Here is a 25707-nt window from a genome sequence, read left to right as displayed (position 1 = left end):
CCGCTTCTCTTTCCGGCACCTGTACGCTACCCGCGATTACGCGAGCCCCGCGCCATCGGCGGCGCGCCTGTCGTGCTCGTCGAAGTGGGCGCCCAGGTTGGATACGCTCGCTCACCGATGGAACTCGATCGACCCGGACGGGTCCTCGCCCTGCTCTCGGTGGCGCCCGCGCTCGCCGTGGCCGGCTGGCTGCTGGCGGGGCTGCCGCTGCTGCTGCTCGGCCGGTTCGCGCCGCTGCCGGCCGGGCTGGCCGGGCTGGCCGCCGCCGCCCTGCTGTGCTGGGCCGGCACGCGGCGGCCGGGCAAGGTCGTCCAGGCCACCTGGCGGCAGGTCGCGGGTGTCGTGGCGGTGGCCGTGGCGTCGGGCGTGTTCAACGTGGTCATGCATGCCGAGCAGGTCATCGTCCGGCGCGATCCGGCGACGTACGCGCAGTACGCGGCCTGGATCGCGGGCCACGGCTCGCTGCCCATCCCGACGCAGGCCGCGGCGTTCGGCGGGGCCGACCCTGCGCTGATCTTCGAGAGCGTGGGGTTCTACGAGCGGAACGGGGCGGTGGTGCCGCAGTTCATGCCGGGGCCGCCCATGCTGTTCGCGGTGGGCGACTGGCTGGGGGCGCCGTTCGCGATCCCGGGCGTGCTGGGCGCGCTGGCCGTGCTCGTGGTGGGCGGGGTGGTGGCGCGGCTGGCGGGAGCGCGCTGGGCCGTCCTGGCGTCGGCCGTCTTCGCGGTGAGCCTGCCGGTCCTCTACACCTCGCGGACCACGTTCAGCGAGATCCCGTCGTTGATCCTGCTGTTCGGCGGGCTGGCGCTGATCCACGACGCGCTCGCCCGGGTGAACGTGCCGGGCGGGACGGACGCCGGGGTGGGCTGGGGTCGGGGGCTGCTGGCCGGACTGGTGTTCGGGCTGGCCGTGCTGGTCAGGGTGGACGGGCTGCGTGACGTGCTGCCGGTGCTGGCGTTCGCGGGGCTGCTGATCGCGATGCGGCGCTTCGCCAGGCCGCAGGGGGCGCTGGGACCGCCGCTGCTGGCCGGGCTCGTCGTGGGCGCCGGCGCCGGGATGCTCGCGGGCTACGTGCTCGCCCGGCCCTACCTGTCGTACCTGTCCAGCTCGGTCAGGCCGCTGCTGTTCATCTGCGCCGCCGTCCTCCTGCTCACCCTGGCCGGCACGGCCGCCGCCCCGCTGCTGGCCAGGATCCGCCTGCCGAAGTGGGCCCCCGCGGCCGGTGCCGGGCTGGTGGTGCTCCTCATGATCGGCCTGTACGTCCGCCCGTGGCTGCAGACCGTCACCAGGATCCCCACCACGCTGGAGGACCGGCGCACGGAGCTGATGATCAGGCAGACCCAGGAGATCTACCGGCTGCCCGTCGACGGCACGCGGCTCTACTTCGAGAACTCCCTGCACTGGGTGATCTGGTACGTCGGCCTGCCCGTGGTGGTTTTGGCCACGCTCGCGGCGGCGGTGCTGGCACGGAGGCTCCTGCGGGACGGCGGGCCGTTCGAGTGGCTGCCGCCGCTCGCGGTCATCGGCTGGACCACCGTCACCACCCTGCTGCGCCCCGAGATCACCCCCGACCATCCGTGGGCCGCCCGCCGCCTCGTCCCCGTCGTGATCCCGGGAATGATCCTGCTGGCCTCGTACGGGCTGGCCTGGCTGCGCGACCAGGCCTGGCTACGCGACCTCGCGGCACGGCGCGGCCCCGCCTGGCTGTCCGGCCCCCGGCTCCCGCGCTGGGGAATGGCGCTCGCGGTGCTGGCCGTCCTCGTGCCGCCGACCGTCACCTCGATCGGCACCGCGTTCACCCCGGTCGAGCGGGGGGAGGCGGCGGCCGTGGCGGCGATGTGCGCGAAGATCCCGCCCAACGCGTCGGTGCTGATCGTCGAGCGGGTCACCGGCGACCGGTTCACCCAGCTCATGCGCGGCATGTGCGACCGCCCGGCCGCGGAGGTGGCCCGGGAGAAGAACATCAGCGTCGCCCCTGAGGCGCGGGTGCGCCACCTGATCGAGCGCGTGCGCGCCGCGGGCCGTGTCCCCGTCGTGCTGGCCGCCGAGAAGGAGCAGGTCTCGCCGTACGGGCCGCCGTCCCAGGTGCTGGGCCTGGTCACCCGCCAGGACGAGCGCTCGCTCGTGGAAGCGCCGGACGGCACCTTCTTCCTGCGGATCAACGTCTGGATGGCCCTGCCGTGACCATCGCCTTTGACGTCGAAAACTGAGGCTTACTGCAGGTTCTTGATAACCTCGAACCCCGTGAGCACGCTTGAGACCCCCAAGAGTGGACCTGCCGTGGAAGAAGCGCCGTACGTCACCATCGTCCTGCCCTGCTACAACGAGCAGGATCACGTCATCGACGAAGTCGAGCGCATCACGAGGGCCATGGACTCGAGCGGCTACACCTACGAGCTCGTGGCCGTGGACGACTGCTCGACCGACGAGACGCTGGCCAGGCTGAAAGAGGCCGCTCCCCGATACCCCCACCTGCGCATCCGCGCCTTCCACCGCAACGGCGGCGCGGGCACGGTGCGGCGCATCGGGACGCAGGAGGCCAGGGGCGAGATCGTCGTCTGGACCGACGCCGACATGACCTACCCCAACGAGCGGATCCCCGAGCTGGTGCAGATCCTGGAGAAGGATCCGGCGATCGACCAGGTCGTGGGCGCGCGCACGAGCGAGGAGGGCTCGCACAAGTTCCTGCGGGTGCCGGCCAAGTTCGTGATCCGCAAGGTGGCGGAGATGCTGGCCGGGCAGAAGATCCCCGACCTCAACTCCGGGCTGCGGGCCTTCCGCCGGACGGTGGCCAAGCCCTACCTGCGGCTGCTCCCGCCCGGGTTCTCGTGTGTGACGACCATCACGCTGTCGTTCCTGTCCAACCAGCACGACATCTACTACCTGCCGATCGACTACGCCAAGCGGGCCGGGAAGTCGAAGTTCAGCTTCGTGTCCGACGCGTACCGCTACATCCTGCAGGTGCTGCGGATGATCATGTACTTCAACCCGCTCAAGGTGCTCATGCCGCCCGCGCTGTGGCTGGTGGGCATCGGGTTCGTCAAGGGCGTGGTGTGGGACATGATCCACAAGCCGTTCTATCTCGCGGCCAACACCCTGATGATCTTCCTGTCCGGGCTGCTGATCGGGGCCGTGGCGCTGCTGGCCGACCTGATCGTGCGGTCGCGGGGAGAGTAGGCGCGTGCGGATCGCGATCGTCGGCCCGAGCTACCCGTACAAGGGAGGCGGGGCTCAGCACACCACCGAGCTGGCGCACCGGCTCGCGGCCCAGGGGCATGACGTGGTGATCGAGTCGTGGCGGGCGCAGTATCCGTCGTTCCTCTACCCGGGGCAGCAGACGATCTCGGCGCCCGAGGGCACGCCCTTCCCGGGCACCCTGCGCAGGCTCGACTGGCGGCGGCCCGACGGGTGGGTGGCGGCGGGACGGCGGCTGCGGTCGGCGGATCTCGTGGTGCTGGCCGTGCTGAGCCCGGTGCAGGTCCCCGCATATTTGGGGATTTTGTACGGGATAGGGCGAAAAGTCAGGACCATTGCCCTCTGCCATAATGTGCTGCCCCACGAGCGCAAGCCGTACGACGAGCCGCTCATGAAGGCGCTGCTCAAGCGGGTCGACGGGGTGCTCACGCACTCCGAGCAGCAGGCCGGGCTGGCCAGGGGGCTGACGGGCAAGCCGGTCGGCGTGGCGGCGCTGCCGCCGCACCTGCCCTCGACGAATGCCGAAAAATCCACCCAGGTCCATCGCCGGTTGCTCTTCTTCGGCATCGTGCGGCCGTACAAGGGGCTGGATCTGCTCCTCAAGGCGCTGCCCGACGGGATCTCGCTGACCGTCGCCGGTGAGTTCTGGGGCGGGCTCGACGAGACCAGGGCGCTGATCGCCGAGCTGGGCATCGGCGACCGGGTCGAGCTCCGCCCCGGATACGTGGCCGCCGCGGACGTGCCGAAGCTGTTCGCCCAGGCGGACGCGCTCGTGCTCCCCTACCGGAACGCCACCGCCAGCCAGAACGTCTGGCTCGGCCACGAGCACGGCGTGCCGGTGATCGCCACCCGCGTCGGCGCGCTCGCCGACCACGTCACCGACGGGGTGGACGGGCTGCTGGTCGAGCCGGGCGACGTCGGGGCGCTGCGCGCGGCGATCGAGCGGTTCTACGCCTCGGGGGAGCCGGAGAGGTTGCGGTCGGGCGTCAAGGCGGTCGATCCCGAGCCGTTCTGGTCGGCGTACACGGGGGCGCTGCTCGGCGTCTGACGGCCGAGCACGAACGAGATCCCCGCGGCGGTCGCGTCGGCCAGCGTGAACGCCAGCCGCGACACGATCGCCACCGCCAGCGCCGCCGGGGCGCCGATGACGGGACCGAGCGCGAGCACCAGCGCGCCCTCCCTGACCCCGACCCCGGCCGGGACCACGACGGTGAGGATGCCCGTCGCCCAGGCGAACGCGTAGGCGCCGGTCGAGATGAGGAAGAGGTCCCACCGCCCCGCGATCAGCCAGATGTGCAGGCCGTACACCAGCCAGCCGAGCCCGGTCCACGCGACCGTGAGCAGCACGGTACGGCCGGGCAGCACGCTCTCCAGCGGCTCCTTGCGCGCGATGCGCAGCGCCAGGTTGAGACCCCAGGTGAGCACCTTGGGGTGCAGGCAGACGATGATCACCGGCACCAGCAGCACGAGGTACCAGGCCTTGCGGACCGCCTCTTGGGAGCTCAGCGTGGCCGCCGCGATCATGATCGCGACCCCGAGGTTGATCACCAGCCCCAGCGAGATCGTCGCGAACGTGCGCCTGGGCGGGCTGCCGTGGTCGCGCCCGAGGTCCATCATCGCCGCGTACGCCCAGACCCCGCCGGGGATGTACTTCCCGAGCTGGCCCACGAACATGATCCGCCCCGCGATCCGCAGCGGCACCCGCGTGCCGAGCCCCGCCAGGATCTCCCGCCAGGCCACCAGCATGAAGAACTGGCCGAGCAGCACCGCGGCGAACGCCCCCAGCACCGCCCACGGCGACATCGCGGCGACGGCGCCGGTGGTCTCGTCCCAGTTCTTCGCCAGTCCGTAACCCAGAAAACCGAGTGCGACCAGGGCGAGGACGACGCGCAGCAGGCGGCGGAGCATTCGCTCAGGCTACGCGCGCTCCGCCAGGTATAGCCAGACGACCGCGCCGATCAGCGCCAAAGTCGCGAAGGCCGTTCGGTACTGTGGGTCCTCGTGGGTACGCAACGAGTCGCGCAGCTCGAATACTCGGAGTTCCAGTCCGCCATGCTCGACGAGGGCAAGCGGCGGCGGAAGGCCGCGAAGATCATCGCGGTGCTCGAGCACTTCCGGGGGCCGCTCGACGGGCTGACCGTGGGCGACGTGGGCTGCTCCGCGGGGTTCATCGCCGACGAGCTCGCGCAGGCCGGGGCGGAGCACACGCTGGGCATCGACATCGACGTGCCGGGACTGCGCAAGGCCGCCGACCGGTTCGGCGAGCGGGTGGCGTTCGTCTGCGGCGACGGCACGGCGCTGCCGTTCCCCGACGGCTCGATCGACGTGCTGGTGTTCAACCACATCTACGAGCACGTGGTCGACCCCGACGCGGTGGTGGCCGAGATGCACCGTGTGCTCTCCGACGACGGGGTCCTCTACCTGGGGCTCGGCAACCGGCTCGGCATCATGGAGCCCCACTACAAGCTGCCGTTCCTGTCCTACCTGCCGCCCGCGCTGGCCGACCGCTACGTGCGGGCGTTCGGGCGGGCCGACCACTACTACGAGCGGTTCAGGACGCGGCGCGGGCTGCGCAAGATGCTGAGAGCCTTCCACGTGTGGGACTACACCTTCCCCGTGCTGGCCACGCCCGGCCGGTTCGCGGGGGGCGAGCTCTTCCCCGGCGCTCTGGGGCGGATCGCGCAGACCGTGCTGGCCCGCACCCCTCGCGAGGTGCTCCGGCTGCTGCTGCCGCTCGTGCCGACGTACCTGTGGGTGGCCACCAAGACCCCGCGGCGGCCGGCGGGCGCCGCGCTGCCGCAGCCGCCCGAGCGGGTCCGCCCGCTGTGACCGCAGTGGAAGACACGGTGGAAGACACGGTGGAAGACACGGTGGAGGAGACGGCGAAAGAGGCGGCGCCGCGGCGGTCGCTCGTGCGCAGGCTGGTCCGGTACGGCTTCCTCGCCGTCGCGCTCGGGTTCGGCGCCTACGCCGTGGCCAAGCAGTGGGACGACGTGGTGGCCGGGTTCGCCCGGCTGTCCTGGGCCGCGCTGGCGGGGTCGCTGGCCGCGGTGGTCGCCGCGCTGCTCGGGGCCATGCTCACCTGGCGCACCCTCCTGGCCGACCTCGGCTCCCCGCTGCCGCTCAGGCCCGCCGCCAAGGTCTTCTTCGTGGGCCAGCTCGGGAAGTACATCCCCGGCGCCGTCTGGCCGGTGCTCGCCCAGATGGAGATGGGCCGCGACCTCGGCGTGCCGCGCTCGCGCAGCGCGGCGGCCTTCTTCCTGATGATGCCCATCCAGCTCGCCACCGGGCTGCTCGTCACGCTGGTCACGCTCGGCTGGGACAGGTACGGCTGGCTGCTGCTCTTCATGCCGCTGCTCCTGGTCCTGCTCGAGCCCAAGGTCATCAACGCCGTGATCGGGTACGCCCTGCGCAGGCTCAAGCGGGAGCCGCTCGAACGCCCGCTCACCCGGCGCGGCATGCTCACCGCGCTCGGCTGGGCGCTGGCCGGCTGGCTCTCCTACGGCGTGCACCTCTACTTCGTCGTCCCCCAGGCCGGCCTGCTCTTCGCGGTCGGCGCCTTCGCCCTGTCGTGGTGCCTGGGCATCCTGACCTTCGTCGTCCCGGCGGGCGCGGGCGTGCGGGAACTCGCGATGGTCGCGGTGCTGGCGCCCCAATTGGACCGCGGTGCCGCGATTGCGGTGGCGCTTTCGTCCCGCATTGTCATCGTCGTAGGGGATCTGATCTGCGCCGGCCTGGCAGGAATCGCGGCGCGTCGCGACTCGGTGTGATTTGGCCCACGATTTAGGGGAGGCTGGTCATAAGCTGAACTTTAGAGGGGGACGACCAGTCCCACGTGGATCTTGAGGGGAGAAGATCTTCGTAATGCCTCGAGTGCTCGTCGACGCGGCGGCGGTCCCCGCGGACCGTGGCGCGTTGATCAGATATGTGGACGGGCTCGTGGCCGCGCTCCACCGGGCCGGCGCGGACCTCGTCGTGGTCTGCCAGCGCTCCGATGCCGAACGGTACCGGAGCCTCGCGCCCTCGGCCCTGGTCATCCCGGGGCCCGTCGCGATCTCCAACCGGGCCGCCAGGCTCGCCTGGGAGCAGAGCGGCCTGCCGCTGCTCGCCCGGCAGACGGGGGCCGACGTCATCCACGCGCCCTATTACTCCATCCCGCTCGGGTCGGGCCTGCCGACCGTCGTGACGATCCACGACGCCACCTGGTTCACCGAGCCCGACCAGCACAGCCCGCGGGCGTCCTTCTTCCGCTCCGCCACCCGCACGGCCGTACGCCACGCCCAGCGGGTGATCGTGCCGTCCAAGGCGACCAGGGACGAGCTCGTCCGCGTGCTCTCCGCCGATCCGACCCGCATCGACGTCGCGTACCACGGGGTCGATCTGGAGCAGTTCCACCCGCCGAGCGAGGAGGAGATCCGCCGGACCGCCTCGAGGATAGGGCTGCACGGCCAGCCCTATGTGGCGTTCCTGGGCGCGCTCGACCCCCGTAAGAACGTTCCCAACCTCATCCGCGGCTTCGCCACCGCCGTGAAGCAGCTGGCCGAGCCGCCCGCGCTGGTGATCGGCGGCGGCGTGCACGAGGACGACGTCGACGCCGCCTGCCGCGAGGTCGAGGCCACGGTCCGGGTCATCCGGCCCGGCTACCTGCGCGCGCCCGACCTGCCGGGATTCCTGGGCGGAGCGCTGGTGGTCGCCTTCCCGTCGCGAGGGGAGGGGTTCGGGCTGCCGGTGCTGGAGGCCATGGCCTGCGGCGCCCCCGTACTGACGACGCACCGCAGCTCGCTGCCCGAGGTCGGCGGGGAGGCGGTGGCCTACACCGAGCCCGACGCCGACAGCATCGCCACGGCGCTCGGAGATCTGCTGGGCTCCCCGGCCCGCAGGCGGCGACTGCGGGAGGCGGGGCTGGCACGAGCACGCGAGTTCACCTGGGAAGCCTCGGCAGAGGCGCATCTCAGTTCCTATCAACGCGCGATCGAATAGTTCGGTAACCTCACGGAGTGATGGAGAGCTCATTGCCAGACCTCGAGGCGATCCTCCTGGTCGGGGGGCAGGGCACGCGCCTGCGTCCGCTGACACTGGGCACGCCGAAGCCGCTGCTGCCGACGGCCGGCGTACCGTTCCTGGCGCACCAACTCGCCCGGGCGCGATCCTTCGGCGTGCGCCGGATCGTCTTCGCGACCTCGTACAAGGCGTCGATGTTCGAGCCCGCCTTCGGCGACGGGGAGGCGTTCGGGCTCTCGCTGGAGTACATCACGGAGGAGACGCCGCTGGGCACCGGCGGCGCGATCCGCAACGCGGCCGAGGCGCTCACGTCCGGGCCGTCCGACCCCGTGCTCATCCTCAACGGCGACATCCTCTCCGGCCATGACATCGGCGAGCAGGTGCGCACTCACCTCGCACGACAGGCCGCTGTAACGCTCCATTTGACAGAAGTGGACGATCCCTCGCGCTTCGGGTGCGTGCCGACCGACGAGACGGGGCGGGTCACCGCGTTCCTGGAGAAGACCCCCAACCCGGTGACCAACCGGATCAACGCCGGCTGCTACGTCTTCAGCCGGTCGGTGATCGACTCGATCCCGCGGGACGAGGTCGTGTCCGTGGAGCGGGAGACGTTCCCGGGGCTGATCGACTCGGGCGAGCTGGTGCTGGGGTACGCGGACCGCACGTACTGGCTCGACGTCGGCACGCCCGCGGCGTTCGTGCAGGGCTCGCGCGACCTGGTGCTGGGGCGGGTGGCCTCGCCCGCGCTGCCCGGGCCGACGGGCGAGTACCTGGCGCTGGAGGGCGCTCAGGTCTCGCCGGACGCCAAGGTGGAGGGCGGCACCGCGGTCGGCGCGCGGGCCGTCATCGAGGCGGGGGCCACGGTGGTGGGCTCGGTGCTGACCGACGACTGCGTCATCGAGGCGGGCGCCTGCGTGACGGATTCCGTGGTCGGCAGGGGGGCGCGGGTCTGCGCGGGCACGGTGGTGAGCGACGCGGTGATCGGCGACGGCGCGATCGTGGGGCCGGGCAACGAGCTGCAGAACGGGGTGCGCATCTGGCCGGGGGTCGAGCTGCCCGAACGCGCGATGCGCTACTCGAGCGACGTCTGACGGCCCTCGGCCGACGCCTCACTGGGCATCTGAGCCTCACGGCGATGCGCGGCCGTGCTCTGCACACTGCTCGACGAAGACCGCCGTCCCCTGCGGCGCCCCGCCGAAGTACGGCGGGTGGCGGAGCGCGGGTCAGTCGTGCGGGAAACGGAGCTCGCGGGTCCGAGCAGGGGGTCGGGCGCGCGAGACTGGAAAGGTGAGGGAGCGTCGATGGGTGCCCGAGGGGCCGCTGGACGTGGGGATGGCGTTGCTGCCCCACAGGCGCGGCGGCGGCGATCCCACCTGGCGCAAGAGCGGGGACGGGGCCGTCTGGCGGACGTCCAGGACGCCCGACGGGCCGTGCACGCTCAGGGTGAGCGTCAAGGCCGGGTGCGTGCACGGGCAGGCGTGGGGGCCCGGGGCGGAGTGGGCGTTGGAGACGTTGCCGGCGTTGCTGGGCGCGCTCGACGACACTTCCGGATTTATCGTCAAGCATGAGGTTCTGGCGGATGTTGTCCGGAAATATCCGGGCTTGCGGATAGGGCGTACCGGCCGGGTCATGGAGGCCCTCGTACCGGCCGTGCTGGAGCAGAAGGTGGTCGGGCAGGAGGCGTGGCGAGCCTGGCGGTGGCTGCTGGACCGGTACGGCGAGGCAGCCCCGGGGCCCGCGCCCGAAGGGATGCGGGTCGTGCCCGAGCCCGCGGTGTGGCGGCAGATCCCCAGCTGGCACTGGCACCGCGCGGGCGCCGAGGCCGTGCGGGCGAGGACGATCGCCAACGCCGCCTGGCACGCCGACAAGCTGGAGGCCGCCGCCACCACCGAGGAGCTCGACCGGTTGCTGCGTGCGCTGCCGGGGATCGGCGTGTGGACGTCGGCCGAGGTGCGCCAGCGTGCCCTCGGTGACCCGGACGCCGTGAGTGTCGGCGACTTCCACCTGGCCAAGCTCGTCGGCTACGCGCTGACGGGGGAGAAGACCGACGATCCCGGGATGCTGCGGCTGCTGGAGCCGTACCAGGGGCATCGGCATCGCGCCACGGTGCTGGTCTGGCTCTCCGGCCTGCGCCCGCCGGCGCGGGGGCCGCGGATGCCGGTGCGGGACTACAGATCGTTCTGATGCCCCCCTGAGTGCGGGCGGTGAACTCAGCTCGTCGTACTGTGCCCGTATGAGTCTCGTCAGCGATTCCGCGCTCCGCCGGGCGCTCGCGCGTGCGCGCGACGGCAAGGCCCTCGACGTCACGGAGGCGACCGTCCTCCTGCACGCCCGGGGCGAGCACCTCGACGCCCTGCTCGAACACGCCTCCCGCGTCCGTGATGCCGGGCTGCAGGCGGCCGGCCGGGAAGGGATCATCACGTACAGCAGGAAAGTATTCATCCCGTTGACCCGGCTCTGCCGGGACCGTTGTGGGTATTGCACGTTTGCCACCGCGCCGCACAAGTTGCCGGCACCGTTCCTGAGCCCGGACGAGGTGCTGGAGATCGCCCGGCAGGGGGCGGCCATGGGGTGCAAGGAGGCGCTGTTCACGCTGGGGGACCGGCCGGAGGACCGCTGGCACCAGGCCCGCACGTGGCTGGACTCGCATGGTTACGACGACACGCTGTCCTATGTGCGCGCCATGGCGATCCGGGTGCTGGAGGAGACCGGGCTGCTGCCGCACCTCAATCCGGGGGTGCTGGGCTGGCGGGACCTGCAGCGGCTCAAACCCGTCGCGCCGTCCATGGGGATGATGCTGGAGACGACGTCGCGGCGGCTTTTTGAGGAGAAGGGGCAGGCCCATTACGGGTCGCCGGACAAGGACCCGGCGGTGCGCCTGCGCGTGCTGGAGGACGCGGGCCGGACGAACGTCCCCTTCACCACCGGGATCTTGATCGGCATCGGCGAGACCGTCGAGGACCGGGCCGAGTCGCTCTTCGCCATCCGGCGGGTGGCGCGCGAGTACGGCGGCATCCAGGAGGTCATCGTCCAGAACTTCCGCGCCAAGCCGGACACGGCCATGCGGGGGCTGCCGGACGCCGACCTGAAGGAGCTCGCGGCCACCATCGCGGTGGCGCGTCTCGTGCTCGGCCCGCGCGTACGCATCCAGGCCCCGCCGAACCTGGTGGACTCGGAGTACGAGCTGATGATCCGGGCTGGGATCGACGACTGGGGCGGGGTGTCGCCCCTGACTCCCGACCATGTGAACCCCGAGCGTCCCTGGCCGCAGATCTCCCTCCTGGAGTCCCGTACCGCTTCGGCCGGGTTCCGGCTCAGGGAGCGGCTGACCATCTATCCCGAGTACGTGCTGGCCGGGGAGCCGTGGCTCGACCCCCGGCTGACCGCCCACGTGGCCGCCCTGGCGGACCCCGCCACGGGGCTGGCCCGAGAGGACGCGGTGCTGCGGGGGCTGCCGTGGCAGGAGCCGGACGGGGGGTTCGCGGCGTCGGGGCGGGTGGACCTGCACGTGGAGGTCGACACGGCGGGCCGCACCCACGATCGGCGGGACGACTTCGACCACGTCTACGGCGACTGGGACGCCCTCCGGGACCGCCTCAACCCGGCGCCCGCCGTACACGTCGCGCCGACCTCCACCGACGAGCAACCCGCCGCACCGGCGCCGGAGACGCGGCCGGGCGGGAGTGACCGTGTCGTCGAGCGCCGCGCCAGTGACGTGCGGCAGGCGTCCGGCTCAGGGACGCCCGGTGACGTGCGGCAGGCGTCCGGCTCAGGGACGCCCGGTGACGTGCGGCAGGCGCCCGGCTCAGGGACGCCCAGCGACGTGCGGCAGGCGCCCGGCTCAGGGACGCCCAGTGACGTGCGGCAGGGGCCCGGCTCAGGGACGCCCAGCGACGTGCGGCAGGCGCTCAGGCGGGCGGCTGCGGACCCGGCCGGTCTGAGCGACGCCGAGGCGGTGGCGTTGCTCCAAGCCGACGGAGGGGCGCTGGACGAGCTGGCCGCCATCGCCGACGCGCTCAGAAGGCAGGCCGTCGGCGACGACGTCACGTACGTCGTCAACAGGAACATCAACTTCACCAACGTGTGCTACACCGGCTGCCGCTTCTGCGCCTTCGCCCAGCGCAGGACGGACGCCGACGCGTACACCCTGAGTCTCGACCAGGTGGCCGACAGGGCCGAGGAGGCGTGGCAGGCGGGCGCGACCGAGGTCTGCATGCAGGGCGGCATCCACCCCGACCTCCCCGGCACCGCGTACTTCGAGCTGGCCAAGGCGATCAAGGCCAGGACCCCTGGGATGCACGTGCACGCGTTCTCGCCCATGGAGGTCATCAACGGGGCGAGCCGTACGGACCTGTCCATCCGGGCCTGGCTGGAGGCGGCCAAGGAGGCAGGGGTCGACTCGCTCCCCGGGACGGCGGCGGAGATCCTGGACGACGACGTGCGCTGGGTGCTGACCAAGGGGAAGCTGCCCACCAAGGAGTGGGTCGAGGTCATCACGACGGCCCACAAGGTAGGCATCCCGACGACCTCCACCATGATGTACGGGCACGTCGACAACCACCTGCACTGGGTGCGGCACATCAAGCTGATCAGGCGCATTCAGGAGGAGACCGGCGGCTTCTCCGAGTTCGTGCTGCTGCCGTTCGTGCACACCAGCGCCCCCATCTACCTGGCGGGCATCGCCAGGCCGGGCCCCACGGCGCAGGAGAACCGGGCGGTGCACGCGCTGGCCAGGATCCTGCTGCACGGCGCGATCAAGAACATCCAGTGCTCCTGGGTGAAGCTCCGTGACGACCTGTGCCGCCAGGTGCTCCAGGGCGGCGTGAACGACCTCGGCGGCACCCTCATGGAGGAGACCATCAGCCGGATGGCGGGCTCGGAGAACGGCTCGTACAAGACCATCAGCGAGCTGCGCGAGATGGTCGAGGTCACCGGCAGGCCGGTCAGGCAGCGCACCACCGAGTACGGCACCCCCACGCAGGAGCGGCTCGACGCCTCACGGGCGAGCGACGGCGTGTGCAAGAGCGTCAGGAGGGTCCTGCCGATGGCGTAGCTATAACATGTTCTAGGAACACTTGCGCCCGCTGTGGGAGGCGCTGCGAGAATCGTCACTCCCCTGGAGAGAGGTTCACCGTGCGCTTGGGTCGACACCGCGCCGCGCTGGCTCCCGAGCAACGCCGCAGGAAGGCGTTACAGCGCGGCATGCTGGCCGGGATCACCGCCGTGGCCATCGTCGCCGGTGGCCTCGTCGTGGTGTTCGGCAGCGGGGGCGTGCTGTGCGGCACACGAGAGCCTGTTCTGGTCAGCGTGGCGGCTGCGGTCGACGTCGCGCCGGCGGTCATGGAGGCCGCCGGCCGGTTCAACGAGACGAAGACGGCGGTGGGCGGCCGGTGCGTGCTGGTCCAGGTGACCGAGCAGCCGCCGGCCACCGTCCTGCGCACGCTGATCGGCGACCGCGCGGGCGTGCTGCGCGAGCGGCCGGACGGGTGGATCGCGGACTCGTCGGCCTGGATCAGGCTGGCCCGCCAGCAGGGTGCGAACGCGCTGCCCGCCGGTGAGAGCGTGGTGGCGACGTCGCCGCTGGTGTTCGCCACCCGCTCGTCGCTGGCCCAGCGCTTCTCCGTGGGCAAGACCGAGATGAACTGGCGGATGGTCTTCCCCTCGACCGTGCGCGGGCGGCTGCGGCCCAACGCGAACGAACCGGACGTCGTACGCGTACCGGACCCGTCGCTGGCCGGGGCGGGCATCGCGACCGTGGCCGCCGCCAGGGACGTCGTCGGCACGGGGCCCGAGGCGGACAAGGCGCTGACCGCGTTCGTACGGTGGGCGCAGGCCGGCTCGGCCCCCGACTACCGCAGCATGCTGGCGGCCGTGGACGACCGCACGTTCTGGCAGCGCCCGGTCGTCATCGTCCCCGAGCAGTCGGTGTGGCACCACAACCTGCGCCCCTCCTCCGACCCGGTCGTCGCGCTGCACCCGCGCGAGGGCACGATCAACCTCGACTACCCGTACGTCGTCACCGCCGGCGACGCCACGGTGGCCGAGGCGTCCACGGTCTTCGCCGACTGGCTCAAGGGCCCGCAGGCGCAGGAGATCGTGCGGCGGGCGGGGTTCAGGTCGGGCGACGGCACCCAGGGACCGCTCTCGCCGGGCCCGCAGCTCCCCTCGGAGGCCCCGAAGATCAGGTCGTCGGTGTCGCCGCAGGACATCGACGAGGCGCTACGCGCCTGGAGTCGCCTGGCCCCGCCGACGAACATCCTCGTCCTCGCCGACACCTCCAAGCACATGGCCGAGCCGCTGAACGGCAGCACCAGGATCAGGATCGCGCTGGACGCGGCCAAGATCGGGCTGCAGCTCTTCCCCGACTCGACGCACATGGGCCTGTGGGAGTTCGCGGAGGGGCTGGGCGGCGTCAAGAACTACCGGGAACGGGTCGGGCTCGGCCCGATCATCGAACCCGAGACGGGACAGATCATCCGCAAGAGCCGCCTGGCCGAGGCGACCGGCACGATCGGCGCCCATCCCGACCGCGACAGCTCGCTCTACGACGCGATACTCGGCGGCTTCCGCAAGCTCACCAGCGACTACCGCGAGGAGATGAACAACTCGCTCCTGGTGATCACGGCGGGCGAGGACGACGGCAAGGGCACCAAGCTGGCGAAGCTCCTCGACACGCTGCGGCGCGAGTGGAACCCGGACAAGCCCGTACAGATTGTCATCATCGCCTTCGGCAAGGCGGTCGATCACGACAGCCTGTCGCAGATCGCGGCCGCCACGAACGGCTCCCTGCACGAGGCCCAGGAGCCGGGGGAGATCATCGACGTCTTCCTCGCCGCGCTGGCCCGCCGGCTCTGCCACCCCACCTGCAAGCCGACGACATGAGAAAGGGGGCGTTCCGGCGCCCCCTTTCCCGCTCAGATGCCCCACTCAGATGCGCTACTCACATGCGCTGCCAGAGCGCCGGGACGTTGGGCGGCTCCCAGCCGGCCAGCGCGGTGTGGGCCTGGATGCAGCGGTACGTGACGCCGTTGTAGGTCACGACGTTGCCGACCGCGTACGCGGTGCCCGCCTTCCACGTGCCGGAGGGCGTCGTGGGTGTGGGCGTGGGCGTCGGGGTGGGCTTCGGGGTGACGGTCGGGGTCGGGGTGGGCGTCGGGGTGGGCGTCGGGTTGCCGCCACCGCCGCCGATCTGCAGGTCGATGCAGGAGTAGAAGGCATTGGTCGTGTCGGAGATGTTCCAGATCGCCAGTACCTTCTGCCGGCCCGAGTAGCCGGACAGGTTGACCGTGTGCGAGAGCGTCGCGGGCGGCTGCCGGCCGTTGCCCTCGAAGACGGCCACCCGCTTGCCGCCGATGTAGTACTCGTAGTTGAGCGTGGCGTGCCTGGCGGTGAACGTCCAGGTGAAGGTCACCGTGGTGCCCACCTGGGCCACGGGCCACGGCTTGCTGTCGTCGTCGAGCTGGGCGAACTGCGACAGGTTCGCGTTGCAGCTGCGCAGCCCCTTGGGGCCCTCGACGCTCTGCGGCTCGTAGATGATGTTGCCGCAGTCGGGCACCTTGCCCTGGGCGCAGTTGGCCTGCCGGCTGGGTGGGGAGTTGACGTAGCCGTGCGCGAACGCCGGCGTGGTGTTGAACACCGTGGTGGCGACCGCGATCACCACCACGGCGATTGACGTGAGAGTCCTTCTCATTGAAGAGCTCCTTTACATGGGGGGGTTGCTCCGAATGTAAAGGAAACTTTCCTAACGGTAAATGGACAGTCAGGGCTTTGTCAGCGCGTGACGATGAAGTCGTCCGGGTCACGGGGGGCGCGGTCACGCGGCGAGGCGGCCGCGTGCCCCACGGCCACGCAGCCCATCGGGTCCCACGAGCCGGGCAGGTCGAGAACCTCGCGGACGACCGGGCGGCAGAACATCGTGGACGACACCCACGCCGAGCCGAGCCCTTCGACGGCGAGCTGGATGAGGAGGTTCTCGACCCCCGCGCCGGTCGCCACCACGAACATCTCCCGCTCCGACGCGTTGCGCCGATCGTCCCGGTAGGTGTGGGAGCCCTCCATCACCAGGCACGGCACGATCAGATAAGGCGCGTTACGCAGCACGTCGCCCCGCTTGATCCGCTTGGCGATCGACTCCTCGCCGAACCCGTCGCCGCGCAGGTCCTCGATCCAGGCCTCGCGCATGGCATCGAGCAGCTTGGTCCGGGTCTCCGGGGACTCGACCAGCACGAACCGCCACGGCGTCGTGTGGTGCGGCGCGGGCGCCGCGATGCCCGCCGCCACCGCCCGGCGCACCTTCTCCGGATCGACGGGCCGGTCGGAGAACTCCCTGATGGTACGGCGGGCGAACACGACATCCCGCGACCCGTAGCGGAACAGGTCGTCGTCGGCGGGTCGCACCAGCGGCCTGACCCCGGGCCCGTCGTCCTCGGTGACCAGGTGGGACAGCCCGCGCACGATCGCCACGGGGACGCCGTCGAGCTTCCCCTTGACCAGCTCGGCCGCGCCCGCGATCTCGTCGGCCAGCGCGGTGACGGTGGCGTTGAGCTCGTTGCCGTAGCCGTCGGACGTGCCGCGGAAGTCATCGAGCGGGCGTACGCCCGCCGCCCCGATGGCCACGTCGGTGAGCCCGTTGCGCCACGGGCGGCCGAAGGTGTCGGAGACGATCACGCCCGCGCGCACGGGCAGGCCCTTCCTGATGCGCCTGGCCGAGGCGTCGGGGTCCTCGGGCAGGAGCAGCACCGTGCCGGGCTCGGTGTTGGAGGCGTCGACCCCGGCGGCGGCCATGACGAACCCGTGACGGGTCTGCGAGATCACGGTGTCGCCACGCCTGGCCACCACGCGCTCGGTCTCGTCCTGGATCGCCTGGACGCGGTCGGGCGCCCGGCGGATCCGGCCCTCGGCCTTGCTGACGATCTTGGAGGTGACGACCACGATGTCACCGTCGCGCAGGCCGGCGCCCTGGAGCAGGGCCGCGACGTCGTCCCCCGACCGTACCTCGCCGATGCCGGTCACGGGGATCACTTCGAAACGCCGCGCCTGGGTGGACTCGCTCATCGGGCGACCTCCTGGGCGAGGTCGAGGGCGGTGCGGGCGATGTCGGCCGCGGCCTCCGCGTCGTGCATGAGGATCGGCCGGGCGACCACCCGGACGCCGTCGAGCGCGACCCCTTCGTCCTCCTCCGCCACCAGCCAGCCGTCGATCAGCTCCGAGCCGTACAGCTCGAGGACGGCCTGCGCCGTCGTCTCCACGCCGATGGCCGTCAGGCAGGCGTCGGCCATGCCCCTGACCGGCGCGCCGCCGATGATCGGCGAGACGCCGACCACGGTCTTGGGGAGCAGGGCGTCGCGGATGCCCGGGATCTGCAGGATCGTGCCGATGCTCACGACCGGGTTGGACGGCGGCAGGATCACCACGTCGGCCTGCTCGATCGCCTCGAGAACGCCCGGCGCGGGCTTGGCCGTGTCGACCCCCACCAGCGCGAACGACTGCGCCGGGATCGAGGCGCGCAGGCGTACCCACCACTCCTGGAAGTGGACGGCGCGCTTGCCGCGCTCGTCCTCGATCACCACGTGGGTCTCGCAGCGGTCGTCGGACATGGGCAGCAGCCGCACGCCCGGTTGCCAGCGCTCGCAGAGCGCCTGGGTGATCTGTGACAAGGGGTAGCCGGCCTCCAGCATCTGCGAGCGCACGATGTGGGTGGCGAAGTCGCGGTCGCCGAGCCCGAACCACTGCGGCTCCACGCCGTACGCGGCCAGCTCCTCCTTGACGACGTGGGACTCCTTGGCCCGCCCCCAGCCCTGCTCCTCGTCGATGCCGTTGCCCAGGGTGTACATCACGGTGTCGAGGTCGGGGCAGACCCGGAGCCCGAACAGGGTGATGTCGTCGCCCGTGTTGCCGATGACCGTGATCGAGGCGTCTGGCGCGGCCGCGCGCAGGCCACGCAGAAAGCGGGCCCCGCCGATGCCGCCCGCGAGTGACACGATGTGCATGCCGCCCAGTCTTCCATCGGCCCCTGACAAGCCCTTCTCGGGAGGGGTTTTACACAACCTGTTATGAGAGAAATGCCAGGTGTAGACCGAATTGTGAAGGAGGAGCTTCCTGGGACTCCCGCCGCCAAAGTCAGTGATGTGGCAAACTCCCTTCGGACCAATGGGTCGGTTGGGGGTAGTTGTGAGCAAAATTGACGTCGCGCGGCTGAGAGATCCGGCCGCCTGGATGATGCTCGTCGCCGGGTTGCTGACCGTGCTGCTGACGCTGGGCGACATCCTGGCGGGCTCGACCGGGTACGGCCTGACCGTGCGCGCCGCCAGGAACGCTCTGGACCTGACGAACCCCGTCGTGACGGCACTGCTGCTCGGCGCCGTGCTGCTGGTGACCAAGGTCGGCGAGCCGTCGCCCAAGGCCAAGCCGATCATGTACGGGTCGGCGGCCGGGCTCCTGCTGGCCTCGGTGTTCGGCACGCTGTCCGTATTGCTGGGCCTGTTCGCCGGGATCGGCGGCTGGGTGACGGTGCAGCTGGTGCTCCTTGGCGTGCCCTACATCGCGCTGGCCGCCCTCGCGCTCCTCTATCTCCTCCCGCAGGTCCTTCCCACACGGCCCGCGCAGGTCTACAACCAGCCGCAGTTCGGCCAGCAGGCCCCGTACTTCGGGCAGCCGCAGCAGCAGTTCGGCCAGCCCGAGCAGCCCCAGCCGGGCCCCGGCTTCGGCCAGCCCCCTTACCGCCAGCAGCCCCAGTCGGGCCAGCAGCCGGATCACGGGCAGCAGCCGGGTTACGGGCAGCAGCCGCCCTCCGGCGGGTACGCCCAGCCCCAGCCGGTCTCGCAGCCGGGTTACGGCCAGCAGCCCGAGTCCGGCCAGTACGGCCAGCAGCCCGAGTCCGGCCAGTACGGCCCTCAGCCTGAGTATGGTCAGCAGCCCCCGTCGGGCCAGTACGGCGAGCAGCCCCCGTCGGGCCAGTACGGCGAGCAGCCCCATTCCGGCCAGTACGGCCAGCAGCCCCCCAGCTTCGGCGGCCAGCCCGACCCCCAGGCGGCCCAGCCCCAGCACGCCGCCGCGGCGCAGCAGCCCCAGCCGTACCAGTCGCCGCAGATCAGGGGCGCCCTGCCCGCCGCCCCCTCGGACCAGGCCCAGTCTGACCAGTCCTACGCGCCACAGAGCTTCGGCCAGCCGGCCTACGCCCCCGCCGACACGGCTCCGTCGGTCCCGGAGTACAGCACCCCGCCGGCCGCCGAGTACCAGCCCGCCCCGTACGTGCCCGCCGACAGCCAGCCGAACGTCTACGGCCAGCCGAGCCCCAACCCCTACGCGCCCGCCGCGGCCGACCAGTCCAATCCGTACGCCCCGCCCGCCGACCAGCCCAACCCCTACGCCCCGCCCGCGGCCGACCAGCCCAACCCCTACGCTCCGCCCGCGGCCGACCAGCCCAACCCGTACGCCCCGCCCGTCGAGCAGCCCGCCCCGTACGTGCCCGCCGACAGCCAGCCCAACATCTACGGCCAGCCGAGCCCCAACCCCTACGCGCCACCCGCGGACCACCAGCCCAACCCGTACGCCCCGCCGGAGGCCGCGCCCAACGCCTTCGCCGGCCAGGCGTTCCCGACGCCGGCGGCCGACACCGCGCCGAGCGTGCCGTACCCCCCGGCCGCCGAGCAGCAGTCGCACTTCGGCCAGAGCGCCTTCGACTCGCAGGGCGGCCAGCCGTTCACCGGCTACTCCGGCCACGAGTACGCCGCGCCGTACCAGGAGCCCGACCCGCCCGTGGACCCGCGCTCCCAGCAGCTCATGGACGCCTACCAGCAGGCCGAGACGTACCAGCACTCCACGGCCGGCACCCAGCCCGAGCTGCACGTGCCCGATTACGCCAACCAGGCGCCCAGGCCGTACGACGACCCGTTCGGCCACCCGCAGCAGCCGGCGCACGGCGGCTACGAGCCCCAGCAGGGCCAGTACCAGCCCACTCACCAGGCCCAGCAGCAGCAGCCGAGCTGGTCCCAGCCCGAGGGCGGGGACGCGACGATGCGGCTCGACCCCTCGGCTTACGGGTCTCGCCCGGGAGACGACCCGATCGACCCGACGGCCATATACACCCCCAACGAGCCACGCAGGTAACGGACCGGCAATGAACGGTTAAGAGAGAAGGTGGGCAGCGGGCGGGTGTCTATCCCGCCCTGGTACGGTTCGGACCGCTGACACGTTGAAGAAGCCTTGCCGACCCTGAGAGCAAAGGGTGCCGGCCGGGTCTGAACATCACATGCCAAGCACACCGGGGCGAGCTCTGGTCTTTCCCCGGATAGCTGCATGCCGCTTGACGTCGGCTACGGCACACGCGTGTAATTACAACCATGTTGTTACGCCTTCCAGTGGGTGGGTAATAAGGAAGGCGTCCATGGGGGGCTCCATTGCGGGCGGGCGGCAGGGAGGTGTGCAGTGACCGATCCGGTCATCGCACAGGATCAGCTTGACGCTGAAGAACTCGGCTGGCAGGAACGCGCGTTGTGCGCGCAGACGGATCCGGAGGCGTTTTTCCCGGAGAAGGGCGGCTCCACCAGAGAGGCCAAGAAGGTCTGCCGATCATGCGAAGTCCGTGCAGAGTGTCTGGAATACGCACTCGAGCACGATGAGCGGTTCGGCATCTGGGGAGGGTTGTCCGAGCGAGAGCGCAGACGGATCAAGCGCCAGGCCGTTTAGGTATATGGATGACAGGGGTCACGCGGGCGACCGCGTGGCCCCTTTCACATCTCCTGCCGCGTACGTCCTGGTCAGCGGCCCGGGGCGGGCGTGAGGCCGACGAGCTTGGCCAGGAAACGATCGACCTGCTCCTCCAGCGGCGGCCACGGCAGGTCGGGCTGATTGACCCGCATCGACACGGCTCCGTGCACCGCCGCCCTCAGATCGAGTGAGACCACTGCGGCGTCGTCGGCCGGGGCGAGCCCCGCGTCCATGCACCGCCGCACGGCGGCGGTGGTGCGCTCGGCCAGCTCCTGCTTGAACGACATGGCCGCCCGCTGGTTCAGCGTGCTCTCGTGCAGCACCTTGTACAGGCCGGGGTGCCGCTGGACCCACCTGCCCAGCACCAGGACGCGGGCGCGCAGCTTCCCCGCCGGATCGGCGGCGCCGGTCTCGGCCTGATCGACGGCCTCCACGAGTTCGCGATGGAACCTCTCCAGGGCGGCCAGTACGAGCGCGTCCCGGTCGGCGAAGTGGATGTACACCGAGGTCGCCGCGACGCCGATCTCCCGGGCCACCGCGCGCATGGACAGGGCCTGGTCGTCGCCGAGCTCGTCCAGCAGCCGCAGGGCGGCGCCGACGATGTCCTCGCGCAGCCGCTCGCCCTGGCCGCGCGGGTTGCGACCGCGCCGGCCGCCGCGAGGGCCGGCCGGGTCGGCGGAGGTCTCGTCCATAGCGGCCTATTGTAGGCGGACGCACGTTGCACTACAGTCGTAGCGCTACAACCGTTCACATATGGAGGACTTCCATGGAGAACCAGGTGAAGGCGTTGGACCCCGTGTTCGCCGAGATGAGCGCCGCCACCGACCGCCTGCTCTGGGACGAGATCCCGGAGCTGACCGCGCGCGAGAAGGTCCTGCTGTGCCTCACCGCCGACGTCTGCCAGCAGACCCTCGGCCTGCCCTTCCAGCAGCACGTGACGATGGCGTTCGACTGCGGCTTGTCGGCCGACGACCTGCGCGAAGTGCTCCGCTTCGTCGCCTACGACAGCGGCTACCCCGCCGCCCTGACGGCGCTCGCCCGCCTGGTCGAGCTGGAACGCGAGCACGCCCTGCCCTCTCCCACCGGCCAGGGCCACGAGGTGAACGCCGACGGCACGGGCAGCCCGCTCCCCGAGTCGATGCGGCAGGCCGTGGCCGCACTCGACGCGCCGTTCGGCACCTACATGGACCTGCAGTCGCGGATGCGCGCCGGCATGCGGCTGCTGTCCGCCCGTGAGCGCGCGTTCATCACGATGACCGTCGACGTGCTCTTCCAGACCTTGCAGGAGAGCTTCCGCGCTCACCTGACGCGCGCTCTGAGCAACGGCGCCACACCAGAGGAGGCGCGTGCCGTCGTACGGTTCTCCGCCCGGTTCGGCATGACCAAGGCATGGCGCGCCATGCACGTGCTCGACGCCCTGCTCACCGAGGTCGGCGGCGCCCGCGTCTGACGGCTGCCGCGGCGGTCAGGGCGCGCTCGGTGACGATCTTCAGTCACCTCGGTGGCAGCGTGCCGGCGCTGGTCACTCCTGGGCGGGGGGAGCGTCGGTGGGTCCGACGGCGCGTACCGCGATGTAGGAGGTGCGGTGCCCGCCGGTTCCCTCGTACCCCTCTTCGGCCAGCGGCAGGCCGCTGACGGGGTCGACGACGATCCGGCTGGTCCCCGCGACGCCTTCCGATCCCTCGCCCGTACGCGTGAACGCCTGCCCCTTGCGCCCCAGCGGATCGGTGTACTCTCCCAGGGACCGGACGCCGGGCAGGTCGGCCAGGATCCGGTAGGAGGCGGCGCGGACCTGCGGCGACACCGGACCTTCCGGGTTGAAGAGCACCATCCTGACCGCGGCCCACAGTTGCGCGGCGTCGCCTTCCACCATCCCGCCCAGGCCTCCGGAACGGGTCCAGCCGAGGAGTTGCTCCTTGAGCCGCGCGGGATCGGCGGACAGGTTCCTGACGTCCAGATCGGGGTGGGACGTCAGGAAACCCGCCAGGCCACCGGCCATCCGTATGGTCTCCATACGCTCCTGCGGACGGGTGTCGAGGTCCTCGCACGGATGGGCGGGCTGTTCCACGGCCTTGCCGTCAGGACCGACCTTGTAGACCTTGGCAGCCTGCGTGCACAGCGACCGCACCCGGGCAGGGCTGCCGGCCGCGCGCCAGGCGACCGCGTCCTCGGCGCCGGCCGGCTCGGCTCCCAGCTTGCGGTACGCGTACCAGCCGTCGTCGTCCTTGGACGTGGGATACCACCAGGCGTCGACGCGGCGGCTCAGCATCGAGTAGGGCCGCTCCGGCGAGCCCACCTTCTCGACCACGCCGGTCTCCACCTCCATATGGGTGTAACGTCCCCGCGCCTTGTGGGCCTCGCTGCTGTTCGCGGCGAGGATCAGCAGTTCCCTGGCGTCGGCGGGACCGGCGGAGGGGATGCCGATCACCAGCGTGAAAACGAGTGCCAGTGCCGCAGCGGCGGCCCATCCGCCGTAGAGCAGCCGCCTGCCCGGCCTGGTACGTCTGCTGCGGCCCTCATGAGCGGGCCGCAGGAAGCGTGGGCCGGCGCCGCTGCTGCCGTCCTCGTGAACGGGCCGCAGGAAGCGGGGGCCGCCGCTGCTGCCGCCGTCCTCGTGAGCCAGCCGGAGGAAGCGGGCGCGCCCCGCCGCGGCCGCCTGCGGCGTGGGGTCCGGCTCCGCGAACACAATCTCGATCAACTTCAGCTCGTCCATCACCGCTCCCTCATCGGGTTGACGTCACCCAGCGCCTTGCGCAGCTTCTTTCTTGCTCTGTTGACCCGAGACCCGACGGTCCCCACCGGTATGTCCAGCGCGGTAGCGATCTCCTCGTAGCCGAGCCCGCCGAACACGAGCAGGAAGACCACGTCGCGATCGCCCTGCGCGAGCCCTTTCAGCCCGCGCACCAGCTCCGGCCTGCTGGCCTCCGCGGCGAGTTGCGAGATCACGCGCTCCTCGTGTCCCTCGGCGGGGGTCTCGGCCGAGACTTTGCTCAGCGCGTTCAGCCGGCGGCCTTCTCTGCGGCGGTGCCGGGCCACGACATTTGTCGCGATGCCGTACAACCAGGAGCGCACGGTGCCGCGTTCGGGATCGAAGCCGCCTCTGCCGTTGAACGCGATCAGGAAGGCATCAGCGACCAGGTCTTCGACGTGGTCGCGACCGAGGCGGGCGGCCAGATAACGGTAGAGATCCTTGAAGTAGCGGTCGTAAAGGAGCGCGAAAAGGTCGGGGTCGTTCAGCGACCGCTCGACCACGGTGACGTCTTCCATCACGTCACTGGCGTCAGGTGGTGCTGCCATGGCTTCCTTTCGAAGGAGACTGTCGCCCAGAGTTCGCCGCTCTGCCGGTTTTCTTCACGCTCACGTCAGCCGCGTACGTTCACCGGCCCGTCCTCGGGGAACCAGAGGCCGCATGTTCGAAGGCTTCGTGACCGAAAACATCGATGTGGGCGACGCGTCGCTGCACGTCCGCCACGGCGGGGAAGGCTTTCCCGTCCTGCTGTTACACGGGCACCCGCGCACGGCCGCCACGTGGCATCGGGTCGCCCCCCGCCTGGTGCGGCAGGGTTTCACGGTGGTCTGCCCGGACCTGCGCGGTTACGGCAAGTCTCGGGGTCCGGCGCCGACTCCCGATCACTCGGCCCACTCGAAACGTGCCATGGCGGGGGACATGGCACGTCTCATGCGGGCGCTGGGCCACGAGCGATTCGCCGTGGCGGGTCACGACCGCGGAAGTTACGTGGCCTTGCGGCTGGCGCTCGATCATCCGGCGGACGTCGTGCGCCTGGCCCTGCTCGACTGCATCCCGATCAGCGAGCACCTCAGGCGGGCGAACGCCAAGTTCGTGAGCAGTTGGTGGCATTGGTTCTTCTTCGCACAACCGGAGATCCCGGAGCGCGTCATCAACGCTGATCCGGACGGCTGGTACCACGGCGACCCGGCGAAGATGGGGCAGGAGAACTATGACGAGTGGCGCGCGGCCACGCGCCGCCCCGAGGTGGTGCGGGCCATGCTCGAGGACTATCGAGCCGGCCTCGCCGTGGACCGGCACGACGAGGAGGCCGATCATGCCGCCGGAAAGCGCGTGACGTGTCCCCTGCTGGTCCTGTGGTCGCTCCGGGACGATCTCGAGGAGCTGCACGGGGATCCCGTGGCGATCTGGCGGGACTGGGCGACGGATGTGCGGGGACACGGCATCGACTCGGGGCACCACATGGCGGAGGAGGCTCCGGAGGCACTGGCCACGGCGCTCTCGGACTTCTTCTCGCCGGAGCGGTCCACGGCCCCGCGGCCGGTGAGCGCGAGATCTCAGCGGCGGTCGTCGTAGCCGGGGTCGACGGTCTCCGGGGAAAGGCCCAGGAGGGTGGCCACCTGTTCCACCACCGTGTCGTGGACCATGGCGCCCAGGGTGTCCCGGTCTCTCGCCCTGGCCTCCAGCGGCCGCCGGTAGACCACGATCGAGGCCGGGCTCTGGCCGCTCGCCGCGTCCGCGCGGCCGAACGGGATCGGGTCCGGGCTCAGGCTGGGACCGTCGCCCAGCTCGCTCAGCGGCGGGACCTCCTCCACCGCGAACTCCACCGCCGAAAGCTGGCGCTCCCAGCGGGGGCGGAGCCGGTCCACCGCGTCCAGCACGAGGTCGTCGAAGCGCTCGCTGCGGGACTTGGACATGGGCACGTGGGAGGGCGCGAGCGGGCCGCGGAGGCCGCGACCGTGGCGATCGCGCCGTCTGGGGCCGCGCTGCTGAGTCACGAAAGCAAGTTTAGGGTCTGGTCCAGTCGCTCTGGGGAGTGGTGTGACCCCGAAAAC

22 protein-coding genes are annotated in these 25707 nt (G+C 71.2%); 14 read left to right on the top strand and 8 right to left on the bottom strand.

Annotation, left to right across the window (positions count from 1 at the left end; translation table 11 throughout):
- The first annotated feature begins 117 nt into the window (after positions 1–117).
- From AB0H84_RS27505 to AB0H84_RS27495, 3 genes are read left to right on the top strand one after another with little or no spacing between them, the layout of a single operon-like run.
- Positions 118–2184 (top strand): hypothetical protein, encoded by a 2067-nt coding sequence (locus AB0H84_RS27505; protein WP_357609922.1) that lies wholly within the window; start codon positions 118–120, stop codon positions 2182–2184.
- A gap of 60 nt (positions 2185–2244) precedes the next feature.
- A complete protein-coding gene (locus AB0H84_RS27500; RefSeq protein ID WP_357609919.1) occupies positions 2245–3177 on the top strand; it encodes a glycosyltransferase family 2 protein in 933 nt (310 codons plus the stop codon).
- Positions 3178–3181: 4 nt separating this feature from the next.
- Positions 3182–4243, top strand: a complete 1062-nt coding sequence (locus AB0H84_RS27495; RefSeq protein ID WP_357609916.1) for a glycosyltransferase family 4 protein — start codon at positions 3182–3184, stop codon at positions 4241–4243.
- Here the strand turns inward: AB0H84_RS27495 and AB0H84_RS27490 are convergent.
- Entirely contained in the window at positions 4144–5103 is a 960-nt protein-coding gene (locus AB0H84_RS27490; protein WP_357609913.1) for a lysylphosphatidylglycerol synthase transmembrane domain-containing protein, read from the bottom strand. The two genes, AB0H84_RS27495 and AB0H84_RS27490, sit on opposite strands and share 100 nt — an antisense overlap.
- A gap of 93 nt (positions 5104–5196) precedes the next feature.
- On the opposite strand from AB0H84_RS27490, the gene AB0H84_RS27485 reads away from it, so the two are divergent.
- The 7 genes from AB0H84_RS27485 (at position 5197) to AB0H84_RS27455 (ending at position 15078) form a co-directional block, all read left to right on the top strand.
- Positions 5197–6024 carry a class I SAM-dependent methyltransferase gene (locus AB0H84_RS27485; RefSeq protein WP_357609910.1) on the top strand — a complete coding sequence of 276 codons (828 nt, stop codon included), beginning with the start codon at positions 5197–5199 and terminating at the stop codon, positions 6022–6024.
- Between the two features lie 17 nt (positions 6025–6041).
- Positions 6042–6965: a lysylphosphatidylglycerol synthase transmembrane domain-containing protein gene (locus AB0H84_RS27480; RefSeq protein WP_357609907.1), complete on the top strand. Its 924-nt coding sequence runs from the start codon at positions 6042–6044 to the stop codon at positions 6963–6965.
- A 94-nt stretch (positions 6966–7059) separates the two neighbouring features.
- Positions 7060–8175, top strand: coding sequence for a glycosyltransferase family 1 protein (locus tag AB0H84_RS27475; RefSeq protein ID WP_357609903.1), 1116 nt, complete (start codon positions 7060–7062; stop codon positions 8173–8175).
- 20 nt (positions 8176–8195) lie between these two features.
- Positions 8196–9287, top strand: a complete 1092-nt coding sequence (locus tag AB0H84_RS27470) for an NDP-sugar synthase (protein WP_357609901.1) — start codon at positions 8196–8198, stop codon at positions 9285–9287.
- Between the two features lie 196 nt (positions 9288–9483).
- Positions 9484–10380, top strand: a complete 897-nt coding sequence (locus AB0H84_RS27465; protein ID WP_357609898.1) for a DNA-3-methyladenine glycosylase 2 family protein — start codon at positions 9484–9486, stop codon at positions 10378–10380.
- 49 nt (positions 10381–10429) lie between these two features.
- Entirely contained in the window at positions 10430–13249 is a 2820-nt protein-coding gene (locus AB0H84_RS27460; RefSeq protein ID WP_357609895.1) for a bifunctional FO biosynthesis protein CofGH, read from the top strand.
- Positions 13250–13329: 80 nt separating this feature from the next.
- Positions 13330–15078, top strand: coding sequence for a substrate-binding and VWA domain-containing protein (locus AB0H84_RS27455; protein ID WP_357609894.1), 1749 nt, complete (start codon positions 13330–13332; stop codon positions 15076–15078).
- Positions 15079–15136: 58 nt separating this feature from the next.
- Here the strand turns inward: AB0H84_RS27455 and AB0H84_RS27450 are convergent, their stop codons facing one another.
- The 3 genes from AB0H84_RS27450 to cofD all read right to left on the bottom strand — a co-directional run bounded on the left by AB0H84_RS27450 (position 15137) and on the right by cofD (position 18185).
- A complete protein-coding gene (locus AB0H84_RS27450) occupies positions 15137–15886 on the bottom strand; it encodes a lytic polysaccharide monooxygenase (RefSeq protein WP_357609891.1) in 750 nt (249 codons plus the stop codon).
- Between the two features lie 80 nt (positions 15887–15966).
- The gene (locus AB0H84_RS27445) at positions 15967–17250 is read right to left on the bottom strand and encodes a coenzyme F420-0:L-glutamate ligase (protein ID WP_357609888.1); all 1284 of its coding nucleotides are present in this window, start codon (positions 17248–17250) and stop codon (positions 15967–15969) included.
- The gene (cofD, locus tag AB0H84_RS27440; protein ID WP_357609886.1) at positions 17247–18185 is read right to left on the bottom strand and encodes a 2-phospho-L-lactate transferase; all 939 of its coding nucleotides are present in this window, start codon (positions 18183–18185) and stop codon (positions 17247–17249) included. The genes AB0H84_RS27445 and cofD overlap by 4 nt, the downstream gene beginning before the upstream one ends.
- A gap of 181 nt (positions 18186–18366) precedes the next feature.
- On the opposite strand from cofD, the gene AB0H84_RS27435 reads away from it, so the two are divergent.
- Together AB0H84_RS27435 and AB0H84_RS27430 are read left to right on the top strand one after the other, a co-directional pair.
- Positions 18367–20304, top strand: a complete 1938-nt coding sequence (locus AB0H84_RS27435; RefSeq protein WP_357609883.1) for a hypothetical protein — start codon at positions 18367–18369, stop codon at positions 20302–20304.
- Between the two features lie 318 nt (positions 20305–20622).
- On the top strand, positions 20623–20883 hold the full coding sequence (locus tag AB0H84_RS27430; RefSeq protein WP_020546325.1) for a WhiB family transcriptional regulator: 261 nt from the start codon (positions 20623–20625) through the stop codon (positions 20881–20883).
- Positions 20884–20954: 71 nt separating this feature from the next.
- Here AB0H84_RS27430 and AB0H84_RS27425 read toward each other — a convergent pair whose 3' ends face one another.
- Positions 20955–21596 carry a TetR/AcrR family transcriptional regulator gene (locus tag AB0H84_RS27425; protein ID WP_357609881.1) on the bottom strand — a complete coding sequence of 214 codons (642 nt, stop codon included), beginning with the start codon at positions 21594–21596 and terminating at the stop codon, positions 20955–20957.
- 74 nt (positions 21597–21670) lie between these two features.
- Here AB0H84_RS27425 and AB0H84_RS27420 point away from each other — a divergent pair, with 74 nt between their 5' ends.
- Complete coding sequence (locus AB0H84_RS27420; protein WP_357609878.1) at positions 21671–22354, top strand: carboxymuconolactone decarboxylase family protein; 684 nt, start codon at positions 21671–21673, stop codon at positions 22352–22354.
- A 72-nt stretch (positions 22355–22426) separates the two neighbouring features.
- On the opposite strand, the gene AB0H84_RS27415 is transcribed toward AB0H84_RS27420, so the two are convergent.
- Together AB0H84_RS27415 and AB0H84_RS27410 are read right to left on the bottom strand one after the other, a co-directional pair.
- On the bottom strand, positions 22427–23617 hold the full coding sequence (locus tag AB0H84_RS27415) for a hypothetical protein (RefSeq protein WP_357609875.1): 1191 nt from the start codon (positions 23615–23617) through the stop codon (positions 22427–22429).
- Positions 23617–24201 (bottom strand): RNA polymerase sigma factor, encoded by a 585-nt coding sequence (locus tag AB0H84_RS27410; protein ID WP_357609872.1) that lies wholly within the window; start codon positions 24199–24201, stop codon positions 23617–23619. Before AB0H84_RS27410 ends, AB0H84_RS27415 begins: the two co-directional genes overlap by 1 nt.
- Before the next feature lie 112 nt (positions 24202–24313).
- Between AB0H84_RS27410 and AB0H84_RS27405 the strand changes: the two genes are divergently transcribed.
- Positions 24314–25228 carry an alpha/beta hydrolase gene (locus AB0H84_RS27405; RefSeq protein WP_357609869.1) on the top strand — a complete coding sequence of 305 codons (915 nt, stop codon included), beginning with the start codon at positions 24314–24316 and terminating at the stop codon, positions 25226–25228.
- Here AB0H84_RS27405 and AB0H84_RS27400 read toward each other — a convergent pair.
- Positions 25210–25650, bottom strand: coding sequence for a metallopeptidase family protein (locus tag AB0H84_RS27400; RefSeq protein ID WP_357609866.1), 441 nt, complete (start codon positions 25648–25650; stop codon positions 25210–25212). The genes AB0H84_RS27405 and AB0H84_RS27400 overlap by 19 nt on opposite strands.
- Between the last annotated feature and the right edge of the window lie 57 nt (positions 25651–25707).

It is taken from the genome of Nonomuraea sp. NPDC050786 (genome assembly GCF_040654115.1).
In the GTDB taxonomy this organism is placed as follows: domain Bacteria; phylum Actinomycetota; class Actinomycetes; order Streptosporangiales; family Streptosporangiaceae; genus Nonomuraea.
Note: the sequence above shows the minus strand (reverse complement) of the source record. Positions and strands in the feature narration are given on the sequence as shown.

Coding starts and splice junctions, on each gene's coding strand:
- AB0H84_RS27460 (WP_357609895.1), top strand. CDS start 10,430: ATGAGTCTCGTCAGCGATTCCGCGCTCCGCCGGGCGCTCGCGCGTGCG.
- cofD (WP_357609886.1), bottom strand. CDS start 18,185: ATGCACATCGTGTCACTCGCGGGCGGCATCGGCGGGGCCCGCTTTCTG.
- AB0H84_RS27490 (WP_357609913.1), bottom strand. CDS start 5,103: ATGCTCCGCCGCCTGCTGCGCGTCGTCCTCGCCCTGGTCGCACTCGGT.
- AB0H84_RS27425 (WP_357609881.1), bottom strand. CDS start 21,596: ATGGACGAGACCTCCGCCGACCCGGCCGGCCCTCGCGGCGGCCGGCGC.
- AB0H84_RS27450 (WP_357609891.1), bottom strand. CDS start 15,886: ATGAGAAGGACTCTCACGTCAATCGCCGTGGTGGTGATCGCGGTCGCC.
- AB0H84_RS27415 (WP_357609875.1), bottom strand. CDS start 23,617: ATGGACGAGCTGAAGTTGATCGAGATTGTGTTCGCGGAGCCGGACCCC.
- AB0H84_RS27445 (WP_357609888.1), bottom strand. CDS start 17,250: ATGAGCGAGTCCACCCAGGCGCGGCGTTTCGAAGTGATCCCCGTGACC.
- AB0H84_RS27475 (WP_357609903.1), top strand. CDS start 7,060: ATGCCTCGAGTGCTCGTCGACGCGGCGGCGGTCCCCGCGGACCGTGGC.
- AB0H84_RS27470 (WP_357609901.1), top strand. CDS start 8,196: ATGGAGAGCTCATTGCCAGACCTCGAGGCGATCCTCCTGGTCGGGGGG.
- AB0H84_RS27405 (WP_357609869.1), top strand. CDS start 24,314: ATGTTCGAAGGCTTCGTGACCGAAAACATCGATGTGGGCGACGCGTCG.
- AB0H84_RS27505 (WP_357609922.1), top strand. CDS start 118: ATGGAACTCGATCGACCCGGACGGGTCCTCGCCCTGCTCTCGGTGGCG.
- AB0H84_RS27420 (WP_357609878.1), top strand. CDS start 21,671: ATGGAGAACCAGGTGAAGGCGTTGGACCCCGTGTTCGCCGAGATGAGC.
- AB0H84_RS27410 (WP_357609872.1), bottom strand. CDS start 24,201: ATGGCAGCACCACCTGACGCCAGTGACGTGATGGAAGACGTCACCGTG.